The organism is Jatrophihabitans sp. GAS493 (genome assembly GCF_900230215.1).
In the GTDB taxonomy this organism is placed as follows: Bacteria; Actinomycetota; Actinomycetes; order Mycobacteriales; family Jatrophihabitantaceae; genus MT45.
On sequence record NZ_LT907982.1, the window covers coordinates 2,210,285 to 2,228,643 of the forward strand.

18 protein-coding genes are annotated in these 18,359 nt (G+C 66.6%); 4 read left to right on the top strand and 14 right to left on the bottom strand.

Annotation, left to right across the window (positions count from 1 at the left end; translation table 11 throughout):
* Positions 1-69 precede the first annotated feature (69 nt).
* The 4 genes from CPH63_RS10225 to CPH63_RS10240 all read left to right on the top strand — a co-directional run bounded on the left by CPH63_RS10225 (position 70) and on the right by CPH63_RS10240 (position 4,577).
* On the top strand, positions 70-1,206 hold the full coding sequence (locus CPH63_RS10225; RefSeq protein ID WP_096302870.1) for a hypothetical protein: 1,137 nt from the start codon (positions 70-72) through the stop codon (positions 1,204-1,206).
* Positions 1,207-1,546: 340 nt separating this feature from the next.
* Positions 1,547-2,965 (top strand): site-specific integrase, encoded by a 1,419-nt coding sequence (locus CPH63_RS10230; RefSeq protein ID WP_096302871.1) that lies wholly within the window; start codon positions 1,547-1,549, stop codon positions 2,963-2,965.
* 275 nt (positions 2,966-3,240) lie between these two features.
* Positions 3,241-4,047, top strand: a complete 807-nt coding sequence (locus CPH63_RS10235) for a tyrosine-type recombinase/integrase (RefSeq protein WP_197704655.1) — start codon at positions 3,241-3,243, stop codon at positions 4,045-4,047.
* A gap of 41 nt (positions 4,048-4,088) precedes the next feature.
* Positions 4,089-4,577 carry a hypothetical protein gene (locus tag CPH63_RS10240; RefSeq protein ID WP_096302872.1) on the top strand — a complete coding sequence of 163 codons (489 nt, stop codon included), beginning with the start codon at positions 4,089-4,091 and terminating at the stop codon, positions 4,575-4,577.
* 65 nt (positions 4,578-4,642) lie between these two features.
* Here the strand turns inward: CPH63_RS10240 and CPH63_RS10245 are convergent, their stop codons facing one another.
* The 14 genes from CPH63_RS10245 to CPH63_RS10315 all read right to left on the bottom strand — a co-directional run bounded on the left by CPH63_RS10245 (position 4,643) and on the right by CPH63_RS10315 (position 18,234).
* Positions 4,643-5,626, bottom strand: a complete 984-nt coding sequence (locus CPH63_RS10245; protein ID WP_157749438.1) for a hypothetical protein — start codon at positions 5,624-5,626, stop codon at positions 4,643-4,645.
* A gap of 8 nt (positions 5,627-5,634) precedes the next feature.
* Positions 5,635-6,321 carry a family 16 glycosylhydrolase gene (locus CPH63_RS10255; RefSeq protein WP_096302875.1) on the bottom strand — a complete coding sequence of 229 codons (687 nt, stop codon included), beginning with the start codon at positions 6,319-6,321 and terminating at the stop codon, positions 5,635-5,637.
* A complete protein-coding gene (locus CPH63_RS10260; RefSeq protein ID WP_096302876.1) occupies positions 6,321-6,545 on the bottom strand; it encodes a hypothetical protein in 225 nt (74 codons plus the stop codon). The genes CPH63_RS10255 and CPH63_RS10260 overlap by 1 nt, the downstream gene beginning before the upstream one ends.
* 1 nt (position 6,546) lies before the next feature.
* Complete coding sequence (locus CPH63_RS10265; protein ID WP_096302877.1) at positions 6,547-8,586, bottom strand: hypothetical protein; 2,040 nt, start codon at positions 8,584-8,586, stop codon at positions 6,547-6,549.
* Positions 8,587-8,625: 39 nt separating this feature from the next.
* Entirely contained in the window at positions 8,626-9,480 is an 855-nt protein-coding gene (locus CPH63_RS10270; protein ID WP_096302878.1) for a phage tail tube protein, read from the bottom strand.
* A 62-nt stretch (positions 9,481-9,542) separates the two neighbouring features.
* On the bottom strand, positions 9,543-9,938 hold the full coding sequence (locus tag CPH63_RS10275; protein ID WP_096302879.1) for a hypothetical protein: 396 nt from the start codon (positions 9,936-9,938) through the stop codon (positions 9,543-9,545).
* Positions 9,935-11,020 carry a glycoside hydrolase domain-containing protein gene (locus CPH63_RS10280; RefSeq protein WP_096302880.1) on the bottom strand — a complete coding sequence of 362 codons (1,086 nt, stop codon included), beginning with the start codon at positions 11,018-11,020 and terminating at the stop codon, positions 9,935-9,937. Before CPH63_RS10280 ends, CPH63_RS10275 begins: the two co-directional genes overlap by 4 nt.
* A complete protein-coding gene (locus CPH63_RS10285) occupies positions 11,020-11,256 on the bottom strand; it encodes a hypothetical protein (RefSeq protein WP_157749439.1) in 237 nt (78 codons plus the stop codon). Before CPH63_RS10285 ends, CPH63_RS10280 begins: the two co-directional genes overlap by 1 nt.
* Before the next feature lies 1 nt (position 11,257).
* A complete protein-coding gene (locus tag CPH63_RS10290; RefSeq protein WP_157749440.1) occupies positions 11,258-11,719 on the bottom strand; it encodes a hypothetical protein in 462 nt (153 codons plus the stop codon).
* Between the two features lie 39 nt (positions 11,720-11,758).
* Positions 11,759-12,304: a hypothetical protein gene (locus tag CPH63_RS10295; protein WP_096302883.1), complete on the bottom strand. Its 546-nt coding sequence runs from the start codon at positions 12,302-12,304 to the stop codon at positions 11,759-11,761.
* A 1-nt stretch (position 12,305) separates the two neighbouring features.
* Positions 12,306-13,292 (bottom strand): hypothetical protein, encoded by a 987-nt coding sequence (locus CPH63_RS10300; RefSeq protein WP_096302884.1) that lies wholly within the window; start codon positions 13,290-13,292, stop codon positions 12,306-12,308.
* Positions 13,289-14,428, bottom strand: a complete 1,140-nt coding sequence (locus CPH63_RS10305) for a DUF5047 domain-containing protein (protein ID WP_096302885.1) — start codon at positions 14,426-14,428, stop codon at positions 13,289-13,291. Before CPH63_RS10305 ends, CPH63_RS10300 begins: the two co-directional genes overlap by 4 nt.
* Positions 14,429-14,431: 3 nt before the next feature.
* Positions 14,432-15,256: a hypothetical protein gene (locus tag CPH63_RS10310; protein ID WP_096302886.1), complete on the bottom strand. Its 825-nt coding sequence runs from the start codon at positions 15,254-15,256 to the stop codon at positions 14,432-14,434.
* The gene (locus CPH63_RS10315) at positions 15,253-18,234 is read right to left on the bottom strand and encodes a hypothetical protein (protein ID WP_096302887.1); all 2,982 of its coding nucleotides are present in this window, start codon (positions 18,232-18,234) and stop codon (positions 15,253-15,255) included. Before CPH63_RS10315 ends, CPH63_RS10310 begins: the two co-directional genes overlap by 4 nt.
* Positions 18,235-18,359: the final 125 nt, after the last annotated feature.

An 18,359-nucleotide genomic window follows, 5' to 3' on the forward strand; every position in this document is an offset into this window, starting at 1 on the left:
CTGAGCGCAATCCCAAGACGTCATCGGCACTTCCGCCGCTGATCACCCAACAGAAGGGCAATCCCCCAAGTGACAACCAAGAACACCACCGCCGCTGCAACACCACCGCCACCGTCGTGGCAGGCCGAGGCCGAGGCATCTCAGGTACGACTGGGCGACGCTGACCACGCCGTACGGACGTGGACCGTGGCTAAGACAGGCGCTCAGTCCGCGCTGGAGGTAATCAAGGCTGGCTGGCAGCGAGGCGACAGCGAGAGTCATTCAGCGCTCGACTACGTGCTTGCCGAGGTCGAGGCCGGGGAGCGCCTGCCTCGGCTGCTCAGTGCGGCAGAGCAGGAGCTGGAGCGGGCCAAGCGGGCATACGTCGCCAGTGACGTGACGTTGGCCGATGCCGCTGCTCGCATCCTGGGGCAGAAGCTCAACGTCGATGCCGAGGCCACAGCCATCAATCCCACAGGCCTGGCCTACGTCGCCGGGGCTGAGCCGCGTCTCATCGTGTGGCAGAAGGGGGCCTACAAGCGCAACGCCAACGGCATGCTCAGCGGCGAGCTGGAGCTGATCTACGTCCGAGGTCGTCGTCACCGCTCCCTTGACGGCGAGCAGGTACTCACGGCGCTGGAAGACGCGGACCGCTGGCGCTTCGAGGAGTATTCAACTTCTGAGCACACAGCCTCTGAGCCGATCGACGGTGGCGAAGCGGACCGGCAGGAGGTCGGTCCAATTGTCGCCTGGCCGCCGGTCGTCATCGTTGCGACAGGGCAGTCGGTCGATGTCAAGAGCTTCGCCAGCAGCATCGCCAGCAGCATCGGAGGTGAGGTTGCCGCCAGCATGCAGGAGACCAGACCGCATGCACCAACGGTCGGTGTCCAGCTCGTCAATGGCGAGTCGGGAAGCGGCAATGTCGGGGCTCTTGCTCGCACGGCCAACGGTGGCGGCAAGGCGACGCTGGTATCGGACAGCGAGGGGTCAGACGGCCTGCGCCGTGTCGTAGTCCGTGCCGAGCTGTACTGCACGCCAGGTCGTGGCCGTCAGCACGAGGTATCGACCTACATCCGCAAACTCATCTCCGGCTCGGAGGCTCAGATCGGTCGGGCCTATGCCGGGCTCGGCCGAGTCGAAGCGGTGGTCATCGGCGCGACTCGTCCGACCGACACCGGAGGGGGAGCAATCGAGGCCACCTTCACGCTGGTGTCAAAGGCCGGCTGACCCGTCTGCGCCGGAGTGCAGGGCCAGCTCGGTCTGCACTCCGGCGCGGTGGTCACCGCAGGGCGTGCCGCACGCGGCTGCGAAATCAACGCAGAGCAACGCTCACCCCTCCACCTTGGTACCAGGTCCACAGCGTCGTCCGAGCGCTTAGGTTCTCGCGCTCAGACGAGGCGAGCTCCCTCAAGATCTCCGGTTCCGACGACCCCAGAACTGTGGCAAGTTCCTTGCTGCTAACACTGGCGGTGCCTGCCAGGGACGCTCTGCGGGTCATACCCCCACGCATCGAAAGGCAGCCGCTCCCGATCGCCAGCTCTGCACGCGATGCACGAGAGCAATCAAGATGCAGCTGCGCGGCTGCGAGGTCATCCGAGAGCCGCGTTCCAACCTCGTCCTAGTCATAGTCGGTCCAGCGCAAACCAAGCCGCGCACGGTCAAGCCTCTCGTCAATCTGGCGCTCAAACATTCGCCACGAACCCCGATATTAATACCGAAAAATGGTGTACGCTCTCGACAGGAACGCTTCGATACACAAAGGGGAAAGTCAGTGGCGCGAGCGAAGACAACACCAGGCACGCACGGTGCGATCACGGTCATTCGACAGACCAGGCTTGAGCCGGTTGAGGTCGAGCTGACCAAGCGCACCTGGCGTAAGGCGTCCACCGACTCGCAGCCGTTGAGAGGCAAGGCAGCCGAAGGCGTGCAGCGCTACCGTGCCATCGCCACCTATCGCGACAAGGACGGCAAGTCGGTCGCTGTCGAGCGGTTCGCCACCACCGCGCCCAAGGCCGAGCACGCGCTCAAGTTGACCCTGTCGAGCTGGGAGACGAAGCGTACGGGCTCGACGGTGCGCACGGACAGCACGGTAGAGGCGGCTGGGCTTCTGTGGCTAGCCGAGGTCAAGCGCTCGGCCCTCTCGCCCAACACGCTGGGTCAGTACCAATCGACCTTTGACCGCGTGATCGCGGATACCAGTCTCGCCGCGCTGACCCTGCGCGAAGCGAACCGAGTGCCCGTGCTACGTCAGTTCCTGCAAGGCGTGGCCGACGAGCGCGGTGCTGGCACCGCCAAGACCACTCGTAGCGTGCTGTCTTCGATCCTGCGCTTCGCCGTAGAGGATGGCGTGCTCGACTACAACGCAATGCGCGACATTCGCCCCGTGAAGGCGGCTGCGAAGAAGAAGTCATCAGCGCGAGACACCAGCCGAGCGCTGACCCGCGAAGAGCGGGACCACCTTCTGCGTGTTGCCGACGAGCACGAGATGGCAGCGCGTCTCGACGCTGCGGACATTGTGTGGTGGATGGCTGCGACCGGCTGCCGTATTACCGAGGCGCTGACTCAGCAGTGGGAAGATATCGACCTCACCGCCGACGTTCCTACCGCACTCATCCGTGGCACCAAGTCTGCAAGCGCTGAACGTCGCCTTAGCCTGTCGCCGCGACTTGTGGAGCGATTGCGCCAGCGTGCAGCCGTCAAGGGCACCGATGGCTTCGTCTTCAAGTCGCCAAGGGCTGGTGAGGCCAGCCGACCGAGAGACCGGCGTAACGTCGCCCGATGCCTGCGCCAGGTGCTCGACGCTGCCGGTCTGCCCTGGGCAACGCCACACACTCTGCGCAGGACGGCGGTAACCTTGCTGAGCGAGCAAGGCGTGCCCATCGCTGCGATTGCCGACCTCGCAGGGCACGCCAACCCAGCGATGACTCAGAACGTCTATCTTGGGCGCAACCGGGCCAATGTCGTGGCGGGAATGGCGGTCCTGTGATGGGCTTTCACGCGGTCAATTCTCGGGATTATTTCGGTATCGACCTTGGACATGCAGAGATGAACCCTCTACAGCCCAGCAATTGCGGGGATTATGTGCGCCGTCAGGGACTTGAACCCCGAACCCGCTGGTTCGATGGTTCGGGGTCCGAGTCCGTCGGCGCGGTCGCACTTGCGGACGTGCTTCAACTGCCGCGCACCGCGTGAGTTTTGCGTGAGGAGATCATGCACACACCAATTTCCCAGCGCAACTTTTAGCGAGTAAAACCGTTGAGCATGAGCACATGGGGCACTGAAGTGGAGAACTGGCTCCACTACCTGAGATCGGCGTCCAAGCCAGAATCAACGGTCGGCCAACGCGAGTACCAGATGCGCCGATTCGCCCGTGATCACTGGGCCGTAGCGCCTTACGCGGTCGACGTCGACACGCTGGCTAAATGGCTTAGCTCGCACGTCTGGAAGCCGAACACCCGCCGCTCCTACCAGGGCGCGCTGCGCAGCTTCTATCACTGGGCGCACATCACCGGCCGGATCAGCCGCGACCCGGCCGCGCTGCTGCCGCCGGTCAAGGTGCCGCCGGCATACTCGCGGCCATGCCCAGAGTCGATTTTCCGAATGGCCATCCTCACGCCGGACCGCCGCCTGGGCCTCATGCTGGAGCTCGCGGGCTTCGGCGGTCTGCGCCGCGGCGAGATCGCGGTGGTGCATTCTCGCGATCTGACCGTGGCCGAGAGCGGGGCGTGGATTCTGCAGGTGCACGGCAAAGGCCGCCGCGAGCGCCGGGTGGTGCTGGTGCCCTCGCTGGCGTGGCGGCTGCGCGATGCTGGGAACGGCTACATCTTCCCCGGGAAACACCAGGGCCACCTGTCCCCGGCGCACGTAGGGGTGACCGTCTCCAGGGCGCTGCCGCCCGGCTGGACGTGCCACACCCTGCGCCACCGGTTCGCGAAAAAGTTCTACAACACTGAGAAGAACCTGCGTGCCACCCAGGAGGTACTGGGCCACGCGGACCTCCGCACCACTCAGATCTACACCGAGGTCGAGCTGGACGACATCCAGCGCTCGATGGCCGGGGTGGCCTAGCCCTCTTCCGTGAAGCGGATGTGAGGCCGTATTGTCCGTGCATGACGGAATCCATCTCCACGGCACCCGCGATAGCCGAGCAGCCACTGGAGCGCAGGCGGCCGCGCTGGGTGGTGCCGGTGGCCATCGTCGCAACCATTGCGCTGATCGGCGCGACCGTGGGAGCCACGCTGGCCGTCACACACCACGACTCCGCTCCCTCAGCGTCGATGCCAGTGCACGGGCAGCTCATCCTGACGCCCTACTCCAGCGGCGTCGATCTCCAGACGTTCGGCGACGAATGCTCCGGTCCGGGCGGTTACACCGACGTCGTCAACGGTGCTGAGGTGACGATCGCCGACGACACCGGCAAGACGCTCGCCATCACCCAGCTGGGCCAGGGTGAAGCCGTCGGCTCGACCTGCGTCTTCACCTTCGCGGCAGTAGTTCCCGAGGTGCCGTTCTACGGCGTCACCGTCACGCACCGGGGCACGGTGAAGTTCACCAAGGATCAGATGCAGCGCTCGCCGACGCTCACGCTCGGCTCCTGAACGACGAAAAGCGCCCCCCAACCTCCGAAGAGGCTGAGGGGCGCTGAGCGCGGTGCTGGGGGCTGTCAGATCGGCTTGCCGGCGGTATTCACATTGCCGGAGACCGTCGAGCCGGACGGGACGCTGTAGGGCGTGACCTCCCAGCCGGAGCCGAAGACGTTGCCGGTGAGGGTGACATGCCCGGCGGTGTAGGCGGCGAAGCCGTACGAGGTCTGGTTGCCGCCGGTGTCGTCGGCGGTGAAGAGGTTCCCCGTCGCCGAGATGGTCTGAGAGCCGATGTCCTGCACGAACACCGCGTCGTTGGTGCCGCCCTGGAACGAATTGTGGGTCAGCACGACGGGGGCGGTCGCCTGGGTCATCTGGATGCCGTCCGAGTGCACACCGGGAATCTGGTTGATCACCAGGTCATGGATGTAGGAGTCCTGCAGCGTGGTCCCGCCGTCGAGACGGATGCCGTCGGAGGTGTGGTGGATGTTGACCTTGCTCAGCACGTTGTTCGGGCCGCCGGTATAGATCCCGATCGCCCCGTTGTAGGTCGACCCGTCGACGCCGCCACCGACCTCGACATTCGTCACGGTGTCATTGGCGCCCAGACTCAGGCACCAGTTGCTCTCACCGATGCAGCGGACCTTCGAGTTGATCAGCTTCGCCCCGGCTTTGAGCGTCACCGCGCCGGAGATGTCCACGTTGGACAGGGTCGCACCGGCCGCGACGGTAACGTCGCCGGACTTCGCCGTCAGGGCCCCGGTGGGGCCGGTGTTGGAGGCGTCGGGGAACCCGGACGGGCTGACCACCGGAGTCGGAGCCGGGGTGCTGGACGGCGGCGCCGGCGGGGTGGCCGAGCCCGACGCCGGAGCAGGTGCGGGCGTCGGTGCGGGGGTGACCTTCACGCAGCTGATCTTCGTGGTGGTCCAGGTCGTGCAGCCCGCGACGATCGACGCCGACGTGGTGGCCGAGCTGGTCGCGCCGGCCGCGGCAGTGATGCCGCCACCGATCAGAGCGCCGACGATCGCGGGGGCGATCATCGCCTTGCTGAGTTTCAGATTCATCGAGTCTCCTATTGGGTGACGGTGATGGGGCCGACGAGCATCTGCTGCTGGCTGACCAGGTTCTTCGTGGCCGCCAGGTTGGCTATCAGGTAGTACGGCTCGGCCGGGATCTTCCCGGGGAAGTCCACGTCGGTGAAGGTGGCGCGGGTGACGCCGTTGAGGCGGAACTTCAGGGTGTTCAGCGACCAGGCCACGCCGAAGGTGTTGTAGCCCCTGAGGTCGATGCCGTTGCCGTAGTCGGTCGAGCCGAGCTGCCAGCCGCCGTTGGCCAGCGTGTTGTGGTGCCAGTTGAACGTGGCCCGGATGTACTCGACAATGTCGATCTCACCGGTGTTGATGTTGCTGACCGGCCGCATCCAGATCGCCGGCCAGGCCCCGGCGCCCTGGGGCAGCTTCACCGGCACATCGACGGTGATGACCGGGTGCGCTGTGGTGGGGAAGAACGTGTATTTCCCCTTGGTGTGCACCGCGCCGCTGACGACGGAGCGGGTCTGGCCGTCGCCGCAGAGATGGGCCTTGCACTTCTGAGCGGTCAGCACGGCCGCCCCGGCGGCGTTGAGCTTCGCCTGCCCGCCGTCGTAGTACTGGATCTCCGACGGGTTGCCCTCGTTCGGGGAATCCGGGCGGCTGTCGTCGATGCCGAGGCCGTAGGAGAACGTGGTGGCATCGAACGCCAGCTGCGTCTGCGTCGTCATCAGTGGTTCACCGTCTCGGCGGTGTGCTTCGTCGGGTTGGCCGGCACGGTGCGGAACTTCGCCTTGGCCCAGGCGTTGTCCGGGCCGATGTCTCCGTCACCGTCGGGCGTCTTGCAGCGCTCGATGAAGGCCTGCGCCTCGCTGCGGGTGGCGAACCAGCCGTAGAGCTGCGCCACGTCGACGTCCGGCACCTTGATCTCGACGATCAGCATTTTGTTGGCCATCTCAGCCCACCAGCTTTCGGTCCATGTTGTACTGCGTGTAGTCGGTGCCGTAGAAGGTGGCGTTGGCGTAGGTGACGATGTACGGGGCGGGCCCGGTCGGGCAGTCCGGGAAGTACGGGCGGATCACCCGCCCCGAGCCGGTCGGCTGGGTGAGCAGCACCGTGGCTGTGTCGGTGACGCCATCGACCTGACGGGTGAAGAGGGTCAGCGTTTCGGTGGTGCCGTCGGTCTTCGCGAACACCACCTGCCGCTTGTAGCTGGGGCTTTGGAACGCCCCGCCGGCCAGGTAGTTGGCGTCGGTGCTGTAGCCGACCCGCGTGCCCGCCGGGCCGTAGCTGCGAACCGTCCACGTGTAGGGGATCGCCGCCTCAGTGGTGCGCTCCACGATCGCGCCACCGGTCAGGGTCCAGGCGTTGCCGGTGGTGTCGGTGTAGGTCGCCTGGTGACCGGGCCAGCCGCTCTCGAAGTTCGTCAGCAACGTGTTGGTGCCGTCGACCTTCGCCATACGGAGCAGGTGAATCGCTGCGACGCCGAGCGAGGCACCGGAGGTCGTGGGGGTGGCGACCGGGTCGGTTGCTGATGCGGGGAGTGCCGTGGAACCGGTGAAGACCTTTGTGCCTGGTCCCCACGTGCTGTAGGTCGTGCCGCCGTCGGTGGTGACGTCGTACTTCACCGTGTGCGCCGCGACGGTGCCGATCGACGTGCCGGTGAAGGCAACGCCCGCGCTGGTCGGGTTGATCGCCAACCGCAGCCGTAGCCGCGTCCCCCACAAACCGGCGAGCGGGGTGCTCGTCGTCGTGATCGTGATGTTGGTGCCGCCCGTGTCCCTGAATAGGACGGTGAGGTTGTTGTCGACGCCGCCCTTGGCGTAGAACAGGCCCGGGTACTGCCGGTAGATGAAGAAGTCCTGAGCAGTCGCCGGCAGCGTGAAGTCGAACTCGAGGATCATGCCGGTCGTGCTCATCGCAGTGCCCGGCGCGGCGCAGCTGGCGTAGCCGCCGTTGTTGACCAGGCCGTTGAACAGCCCGGCGACGCGCGGCCCGGCTTCCTTGACGAAGTAGTTCCAGGCGTCCGGGGTGGCGATCGCACCTTCGGCGTAGGCGATCGCCGGGGAGTCCGGGCCCGCGCAAGTCTGGAAGACGCGCCGGGAGTTGACCCCAGGCGAGCCGGTCTCCGTGATCAGCGGGGTGATCCCCGGCAGGTCGAGCGGCAGGTTGGCCGAAGTGTTGGAGTTCTGGATGGTGGGGACGGTGGTGGCCGTCATCGAGGGCATCGACGGGCACGTCATGGTGCCGGTGACGCAGTCGACCTCGAAGTACCAGGTGGCGCTGTCGAGACCGTCGCTCACCCGGTCACCGGGGTTGTTGAAGGCCGACACCCGGATCTTCTGGTTCGCCCCGGGAACGCGCTTGTCGGCGTAGTCGTGGGCCATCCCGATGTACAGCTGGTGCGCGGAGCTGCGCCACACGGTCGTCTCCGCGCCGTACACGGCGGTGCCGGTCGCGATGTTGACCGCGACCGGGATGATCTCCCAGGCGATGTTGGAGCGGCGCGTGAGGATCCAGTACTGGTCGGTCGTCGTGGTCGAAGCGGCGACCAGGCGCACGATCTGGGTGTAGGAGATCGCCGTCCCGCCCGAAGTGAGCGTGACGCTCTGAACGTTGGCCAGTGAGTCAATGGAGCCGTCGAGGGCACCGACCCGCAACCGCATGACGTTGTCGAAATTGTGCTTCGTCCAGGCCATCAGCGTGCGGTGACCAGGCTCGGAGTGCACCGCAGCGGTGCAGTGGTCATCCTGGATGGCCTGCTCGATATAGATGCTCTTCTGCTTGCCGCTGGTGTGGTCCAGCTCGTTGACCCAGATGCCGCCGACGTTGTCGACCGACCCGAACCGCGTCAGCGGGTAGGGCGTCGACTGGAAGGTGGTGTTGGGGCGGTTGTGCCACTCCGTGGCCGCATTGACGACCGGCTGCCGGTCGTTCTTGAAATGCGGATCGAGTGCGGTCGCCGTCGACAGCAGCATTGTGCTGAGCTTGGTCATATGCGGATTCCTTCGCTTCAGGGCTATCGAGCGGGAGGGTCAGATGAGGCTGAGGACGACGTCGCCGGGGACCGTGATCAGGTCGACACCGGCCAGAAAGTGGTAGTCGCCAGACGGGTCCGGACCGATGAGCGCGGTGCCGTTGACGTCGTAATCGCCGTTGGCGTCGGGGCCGGTGAGGATCAGCTGGCCGAGGTTGATCGCGCCGTAGTAGTTCGTGGCCGACCCGACGGCGTTGGTTACGGTGACCGTGGTGGCGTCAGTGCCACCGGCGGGCATCGGCACGACGATCACCGTGCCGTTGAGCAGGACGGTGAAGCCCGGGGCGTTGACGGCGCCGAACGCGACTGCGGTGGTGCCGGTGAAGTTCTGGCCGGTGATCGTCACCAGCGCCCCGGTCGGTGCCGTACCGGGCAGCGCGGAGACGATCGCGGGCAGCCGCGGTGTTCCGTTGGGGTTGGAGATCTGGCCGCACGCACCGTCCCCGTCGAACATGACCGTGATCTCGGAGAGATCAGGCTCGGAGGTCTTCGACCTGGTCAGCGACGCGACTGCCCGGCCCTGGACCGCGTAGCTACCGCCGTCGGTCTCGTAGATCCGGATGTAGAGCTCCCCAGCGCCACCTGACTGACCTTCGGTGGACTCGATGAGCATCTGCACCGGATCCGGCAGCCCGGACAGCGAGAGCCGGTTGTACTTCGTCCCGATCGACCAGGCCTGATCCGTCACCGTGATGCTCTTGAAGCCGCCGGAGTCGACGTCGGTGCTGTCGGCCTTCGTCGGGGTGAAGGCGGGGCCGCCGAAGTCGACGACGCCGGTGCAGCGCAGCCAGTTGGCCGCGCCGTCCCGGGACACGTCGAGCCCGAAGTTGCGGGCCAGTCTGCGAGTAACCACGGCAGCCTCCCAAGGGGTCGCCTAAGAGCCCGGAGAGCGTCCGGGCTGCTGGGTGGGGAGGGTCAGGCGGTGGGTGGCGGCGCGGCGACGCTGGCGGGGTCCGCGATCGCGGCCACGTCAGCGGCGAGCGTGGACGGGGGGACCGCGGGGGGCTCGGCCATCGGTAATGCCAGCAGCACAGCGGGCGCTGTCGGGGTGGATTGCGCGACCGTCGCTGACGCGGATGCGGTGCCCGTCTTCAGCCCGGAGAGGATCGACGTGAACACCGACGCCCCCGCGTATGCCCCGGCGAGGACCGCTGCACCAAGGGTTTTCTGGAGAACCGAGTAATCCCCGGCGTGCGCAGCGTCGAGAGCGGCGAGGAGGTTCGCGGAGCCGACGCTGACGAGGAGCGCCTGCAGGAACGACTTACCGGCCCGCTCCAGCAGGTCGAGCAGGAAAACACGTGTGAAAGTCACGAGATGGTCACCTCAGCTTTGTAGGACTTGGACGTGAGCGCGTTCAAGGCGGCGGTTGCGTTGGCGAGTTCCGCGACGATCGGGGCGGTGTCCACCGACCCACCCGAGGTGGTGATCGCCGCGATCTGCCCGGAGATGGTCTTCAACGCGGCACCGACCTGATCGACCTCGGCGAGCAGACGCATCGTCTCGGTCGCGTCACCCTCGTCGCGCAGCAGCGCCGCGTACTGGGCGGCGTTCACACCGAGCGGCCCACCGCCGCAGTACATCTGGTAGGTGACATAGACGGCATGCGTGGTGGGGGTGATCCGCGACCACCCGAGAGCACCACGAGTCGCAACAGCGGACTTGTTGTCACCGTCGAGGCACTGCACCGCGAGGATGCACTGCCGACCAGTCGCCGCCGCGAGTACCTGCTGCTGCTGAGCATCACTGAGAGCCATGAGGAAACCTCCTGTCGTGTTGGGCTTCAACGGGTGCCCATCCGGCCACCACACACCGAGAGATTCGGCGTCGGTGACGATGTTCTTGTCAGTGCCAGGAATGTCGGTGCCGACCAGCTGGTACATCCCGACATTCGGGGACGCCCGGTTGTAACCGGGGAACGACTTCGACCCCGACAGCCAGCCCTTGACCTGGATCCGTTTCGTCGCCGCCAGGTAGTCGATGAGCGCACCCTCGCCGTACGCGCCAGCGAGAAACTTCCCCGCATAGATCGACTTGATCGAGTCGAACGCCGACCCAACGGACTTGAACTGGGGGGTCACTCCCTGCGCGGCCGGGACGGAGACATCCACGCTGTTGTGGATCGCGACCGTGCCGTCAGTCGGCGCACCGAGCGCGACCGCCGCGGCCATGCCATCCTTCGCGGCCTGCACACCCGCGGCAGCACCTCCGAGCAGCTGACCCGGTAGCCGCTCATGGTTCAGCAGCACACCCTTACCCTCGGCGTGGATCTTTGCGACCTTCGCTTTGGTGTAGGCGTGCGGCCCGTCGAGGTAAGCACACACGAACAGGGCATCCGAGGCGAGCTCGGCGTCGAGCGGCGGATACGCCGCGTCGTAGGCGGTCCCGGTGGTCATCAGCTGCCCCCTTTCAGTCGTCTGTTCTCTTCAAGCAGGTGTGCGATCTGCTCCGACTTGCGGGCTTCCTCAGCGCGGCGGCGGTCCTCGCTCACGGCCTCGTCGATCAGGGCCTGGATGTGGGCCTCAGCCTTGGCGCGGCGCGTCCCCCACTGGACGAACGCGAATCGCGCGGCACCAGCTGCCAGACCGGCGAGGGTGCCCCACGCAGCCAACGTTCCGACGTCGAATGTCACGTCAGCCACCTTCGATCGTTCGGGCCACGGAGGGGATGCCGAAGTGCTTATCTGTCACCGCCTTGAGGCAGATCAGGTTGATTACCGCCAGCGCACCCCAGTCTGTGATCGCCGTGATGCCCGCCGTCTTGCCGTCAAGGGTGGCGACCAGCGCCGACACAGCGAAAGCCGAGCGGAGGGTGAACCCGAGGCCGTAGCCGAGGATGCGAGTCCGGAAATTGGGAAACGCCACCAACAATCCAGCGCTGATGAACAGCACCCCGAACATCCAATTGGGGATGTGGGATTGGTGGATGAAGTCATAGATCGGGGACTCGAAGAACCGGGGCGGTCCGAAGATGTAGGACAAACCGATCGCGATTTCACCGATGTAGATGACATAGCGGACCAGGGCCGCGCTGATGACGTCGCCAGCGGCTCTGACCTTTTCACGTGTTTTATTGATCATCGTCGCTCCGCTCACTGCTCATAACGTGTGCCCATTGGGTTGCCTGCCTTCCCTCTACCAGCCGAGCGCGGAAATATTTATCCGGTAATTCCCGTTCGGCGGGACTGACCCGTCCTTCACCCACGCCTGACCGACCAGCCGGCCGAGGGTGCAGCTGGACACGACGAGATCCAGGTTGGTGACCGTCCCAGCGGGTGACGCAGCGTCGCCGAGGGTCAGCTGCACACTGAGCAGCCCATTGGGGAACGCAGTCGGCAGGTTCACCTGCCAGTTCGCTGCACTGACCGTCACCACCGCTGTGGCGTCGAATTGGATCAGCTGCGAAACACCGTCCCACGCGGCTCCGACTATGAACCCACCGCCGACGAGCCGCTTCACCCCACCCCAAACGGTGACCCACGACGTGCCGTCGCTGACCTGAATCGAACCCGTGGTGGCGTTCACCCAGATCAGGCCCTGCTTGCCGGACGCACCAGGATCAGTCGCGGTGTAGACCGGCAGCAAGACGTCAACGTCGTCGAAGCCGAGCATCGCGTTGGCGATCGTCGGAGCGTCGCCACCAGCAGCCTTACGGATTCCGTGAACGGCAGTCGTCGACATGTCAGCGGCTCCAAGTCAGTTTGAGTGCACCGGCCTGGCCGGATTTCGTGAGACCGAACAGCCGCATGTACGGGCTTCCGGTGATGCCGAGCGACCCGCCCGAGGTGACCAGCGCCTGCGCCAGCGCCGCGGGGATGGTGAACCACCCCTTCTGCCCAACGGCAAGCCCGATCGTCGACACCGACCCGGCGAAGGTCAGCGCCCCAGCGGGCCGGGAGTTGTTGGTGACCCGCTGCAAGTTGAGGTTCTGAGACGCCGACGTCCCGCCCGATGTGCGACCGAGGTAGATCTGCGCGCTGCGTACCGTCGCGCCGGCCAAGGTCGCTTTCGGTCGGCCACCGTAGAACCACGCACCGGAGTTCGCCCCGGAGACGCCCGGAGCGGTGCCTTGGATGACGTCGCCGTTCGCGTCGTCACGCCACCCGTCACCGACCCGGTAGGAGGCAGCTGATGCCGCGACAAATGTGGTGGTCCCCGTATGGGTGGCCGGCTTAGGGGGTGGCTTCGGGACCGGCACTGGCGTGGGCGTAGGCGTCGAAGGGGTGCCGGTGACCCCTTGAGGGACGGCGACGGGCTGCGACCCGGTCCAGATCAGGATCACCGGGTCACCCGCCAGTGGCGTGTAGCCGTCGATGAACCGCGCCTCGATGTTCCCCGCGATCGTGTCGATGATGATCGTCACCGAATCGGTGGGGACGGTGAGCACCGTTCCGCCGACCGCGGGCGGCAGCGGCGAGGCGTTGAACACCGGGCCGACGGCGTAGCACTGACCGGCCTGCAGCAACACCAGGATCCGGTCCCCGGTGTTGACCGGGGACGCGCATAACCACTTCACCCCGGCCTGCGTCACCCCACCCACAGACAGCTGCGGGTTGCCCGACGAGTCGAGGATGACGAGCCCGACGGTGACATCGGTGGGCTGCACGTACTTCTGGCCGGCGACGACCTGGCCGAGGCTGGACGGGTCAACTACCCGCGGGCTGCTCACGTGATGCCCCACACCTGCGACCGCGGCACCGCTAGGTTGACCGTCATCGTCGACAGCGGCAGCGGGATCGTCATCGACTGCACCGACCCGCTGAGCGTGCCGTTCGGCAAAGTCACCGTCACCACGTCGTACGGGCGGAGCGCGGTGTTCGGCGGGACCTGCAACGGCAGCACGACCGTCTGTGCCGCGAGCAGGTTCGTCAGCGTCGTCAGCGCGTCCGTATCCGCCGCAGGCTCGCTGGTGATCAGCGGCGAGGAATGCCCGAACGGGACGTGCCCGAACGGGCCCCCGTAGCGCAGCGGTCCGGTCGTTTGGTTGGCGACGCCTTGCACCGGGGTGCCGTCAGATGCCGTGCCGGTGGAGACGACCGCGTTGTAGAGACCGGTCCGAGCGCCCTTCCGTGCCCATGCCGCGATCCGCGATGCGCCTGTGTCGTTGACAGTGACGTCCCACACCGACGCGCCCAGCGCAGTCGGGGTGAGTTGCAGAGCGCCATTCGGTGACATCGCCACCGTGCAGCCCATCAACGCCGCCAGATCACTGATGGCCTGCACCCGCGACTGCTGATACGACAACGACGCCGGGATCGCCACATCGGTGATGCCGGTCATCGGCTCCAGCGCCACAATGCCCTGGCACAGCAACGTGATCTCGTCCTGAGCGGACGCCAGAGACGCGGGCTGCTGCGGTGCGAGGAACTGCGCATCATCGACCGCGGCCATCCGGTCAGAACACGTGTTGGTGACCTGGACTCCGGACTCCACCCACTGGCTAGACGGCCCAGACCCGACGCGACGGAAGTACGGAGGGGCGTCGTAGTCGTCGATGCGGAACCAGCCGAGACTGACCGCCTCTGGACCCGACGCCGGGATCTGAATTCCGGCTCGGATGTGCAACTCCGAGCCGTAGCAGGCCAACGGTGAATCCCACGACGTCGGTGCCAGTGACCCGTCTGTGCTGACGGTAACCACCGTCGCTGAGCCCATGATGGCGCGGGTCGAATCAAGCGTCACCGACCCCGAAACCACCTGCAAGTTCTCCGCGACCAGATCACCGTCGTACCAGGCGTCTACCTGCACCGTGGGGACGAACGATCCTTTGAGAGACGCCAGAAAGTTGCTGGAGACGTCCTGCATTGGTCAGCCTCTCTGAACGTCGATCCACGTGGAGTACAAGGCAGCGATGTCGTTCCAGGTCGCACCCTCGGTCGCCACGTCGTCCCATGTGCGCACCGGAACCACCACGTCCAGGCCGGGGCCTTGTATCGCTTGGACCGTCATGGTGAAAGTGCTGCTCGGCGGCGTGATCACCGGCGCTTCGGTGATCACCGGGATGTCGAGATAGGTCAGCCCGTCGAGCACCGGCAGCTTCACGGGGGTGCGCAGGCACAGCGGGTAGGCCTGCGCCAGCAGATCCCGGAATTGATCGGCAAGGCCCGGCGTCCGGGTCTTCACCTGCAGCGGCACAGCGGACGCCTGCTGCCGGGTACCCGCGATGCCCAACGGAAGCCCAGAACCGATAACCTCGCTGACCGACGACGACAATCCGTAGCTCAACTGGGAAAACGAGTCGACCTGAAACCAGATCCCCGCTTGCTGCTTGTTCATCCCGATCGGCATGGCCGACGACGGATCCAGCGGGTCCTGCACCCAGGCCTGCACCACGCTCAACGTCGAGGGTGTGGACAGCGCAGACTCGGAGGACGGAATGCCGGACACATCGGTAGTGACGCAGGAGTACGACACCGGCACGCCCAGCGGCGCCTCGTAGTCGATGACCAGGAAGTCCCCGGACACCGGCGCTCCGTTGGCGTCGCGCACCGCAGCTTTCCGCCCCGACCACGACCGGTAGACCGTGATCGTCACCGCGTCGCCCGGCATCGTGGCGATAAGCACCTCGATGCGCGGGCACGGCGCGGCGTTGGTGTGCGGGGTGAGCGCGGGTGTCGGGGGTGTGGTGGTCACGTCGCCTTCCCATTGATGTAACCGATCTGGCGGGCGACGTGGCCGAGGGACTGGTCCACGGCCACCTGCATCCGTCCCATCAGCACCCCGTCGGCATCGACGATGACCAACGTCGAGGGCATCGACTGCGCCGGCGGAACAGCTGCGGGAGCGGTCTGGGCGTAGGACGCCCGCACAGCAGCCGCCGCGGGACTCGACACCGACGGGCCGACCACGGCCAGCTTCGCGCCACGGTTGGCGGCGGCCAACGCAGCGCTATTGATGGCGGCGCTCGCCGCGGTCTCGATGTACTCCCCGTCAGACAGCGCTACCTGGCCGCCCGTGGCGGTGTTGATCGCCCGGACGCTGTCCGAGACGTGGCTGCCCGGCCCGTGTACCTCCCCGATCGGCCCACCAGCTGCACGTGCGGCCTTCGGGATCTGGGAGTTGCGTTGCGACTGCTGCCCACCAGCGATGATCGCGTCACCGTTCACACCCACCGACAGCTGCACACTCACCGGGATGGACCGAACCTTGGCGGCGTATGCGGCGATGTACTTCGTCGCGGCGTCGGCGTCGAAGTCGGCCTGCGTCTTCGCCACCGTCGGGATCTTCAGGATCTGCTGCGCGTACTTGTAGGCCGCCGACTTGGTGCCGTCGAGCCGCCCGATCTGCGCGAGCAGAGCCGCCGAGCTGTCGTTGTACTTCTTCGTAGCCTGCGCCGAGGAGTCCCCGGCGGCTGCGTCAGCCGACAGCTTCGCCCGCAGCGCAGACGCGGCCCCCTCGATCGCCTGCCGATCCTCCAGGCCCGCTTTGGTGTGCTCATTGACGACGCCCTTGTTCTTGCGGAGGGAATCAGTCGCCGACATGACCGCCTGGTCGGCGGCGGTCTGAGCCTGAGCCACCGACAGGTTCTGCCCGGCCATCGTCTGCAGCGCGGCGTTGACGAGCCCCGCGGCGTTGTTCTCCAACTGAAACGCGAGTGTCTGCTGGGCGGTCTGAGCGGTCGTCTGGGCCATCGCCGTCGTAGCGGCGGCGTAGTCGTCGGCGGTCGCTCCGAGGATCGCGGCGTGGCCCTGCAGGGTCGCCGCCTGCGTGGCCAGCGCGGCGTTGACCGTGCCGCCGGCCGCGGCGTAGTCCGCCTGGCGCTGCGTGGCGTCAGCGAAAACCCCGGCCTGATCCGTCATCGTCTTGGTCAGATCGCCAGCGGTTTTCGCCTTCTTCTTGTCTTCGTCCTGCTGGGTACGCAGGCTCTGAGACAGCGCGTCGTTGCCGATGACCGCGTTGCCCAGACCGGTGGTCTGCACGTTGCCGGCCACCGTCGCCGCCTGCGTGGCCTTGGCGACTTCCTGCTGCGCGGCGACGTTGCCGAGCGCGGCGTCGGTGAGGGTCTTCTGCGAGATCCCCAGCTGCGTCGCCTGGGCGTAGGCGTTCTTGTCGGCGAGGGTCTTGATGACCTGGTCTCGGACGTTCTGATCCAGCGCGCCACTGGACGCCTCCAGGGCGCTGGTGAGCGACTGGACGGCCTGGACGTTCTGCAGGGTGTCGTTGGCGGAGTGGGCGTTGGCCAGCCCGAACACCGCGAGAGCAGCGGCAGCGACACCGACGATGATTCCGACCGGGCCGAATGCAGCGGAGACCCCGACTCCCGCGGCCGCGCCCGACTCGGCGACAGCGTCTTCACTGACCGCGAGCGCAGCATTGGCCTCTGACAACCCCGCGGCCGCGGTCGCAGCTGCGGCCGCGGCGTCAGCCTGCGCGGCCAGGGCGACCTCGTAGGCGTACGCGGCCTCAGCGTTGGCCTCGAACCCCGCGCCGAGGGTGTAAGTGACCTCGGTCAGCGCGGCGGCCTGCGTCTCCGCCAGTTCGTTCGCGGCGGCGAGGTCGGCCTCAGCAGCCGCGAGAGCGTCAGCAGCGGCGTAAGCGGTGCCCTGAGCAGCGGAGAGGCTGGCCTGCGCCGTGGCGTTCGCCTCCGCCGTCGCGGTGTTCGCGGCATTGGCGGCGGTGTTGGCCGCCATCTTGGCGGTGACCTTGTCGTAGAAGTTGCTGACGAACGTGAGGCCCTGGTACAGCTTCCAGCTGACGACACCGGTCTCCACCGCGACGGCGAGAGCCTGCAGCACCGGCAGCGGGATCGCGTTGATCAGCTGCGCCATGTCGTCGAGCACGGACAGAACCGTCACTCCGGTGCTGGAGAACGCGGTGCCGAGCTTGATGACCATCTGCACGACGTCGGAGAGGGTGGCCACCACCTGGGGCAGCACCGACTCGGCGTACGCGCCGAACTTCGCCAGGCCCCCGCTGGCTGCCGACCATGACTGGAACTTCTGAGCGCCGTGGTCGAGACCTTCGGCTACGAACTGGAACAGCGGCTCCAGGGTATGCAGGCCGTCGATGAGGCCGGGCAGCACGTGGGAGACGATGTCGCCGAGCTTCACCCCGAAGTAGGCCACTTCGCCGTTCAGATCGGGGAACAGGTCCCGGGCCTGCGCGACGGCGGAGTTGAACCCACCGAGCACACCGCCGGCCGCGGTGGCCTCCAGTTGCTGCAGCATCGTGTTGAGCTCGGTGACGCCTTCGCGGTAGTCAGCGCCGGCCACCGTCGACTCGTTGAGCTGGTTCTGGATGCCCTTCAACGCCAGGATGCCAGTGATGCCCATGAACCCGAGCGCACCGGCGGCGCCAACCGCTGCCCCGGCGATCGGACCAATAGCGGGGCCGATGAGCAGCGCCGCCTGGACGATTGCGCCGAGGCCGTCCGAACCGGACGCGTCCTTGGCCGTGGACTTGACCTTGACGTTGGCGTCGGCGACCTTCTTCTCTTCGACCTGCACGGCCTTCAGAGCGGCCAGGGCAGCCGCAACATCGACGTGGATGTCGATGCGCGGGGAGTGCGCCTTCAGGCTGTCAGCGCGAGCCTCGGCCTCATCGAAGCCACGGTTCCAGTCGGAGCGGTCGAGCTTGAGGTAGCCGACGATCGAGCCGATGTCATCCGCCATCAGTCCACCGCCTCACCGGGTTGCTCCGTCTTGGGCGCGAAGAACCGCGCCACCCGCGAATTGCTCGACATGAGCCCGGCCACCAGGTCCCGGAACTCGAACCAGGTCATCGACTGGTCCGACTC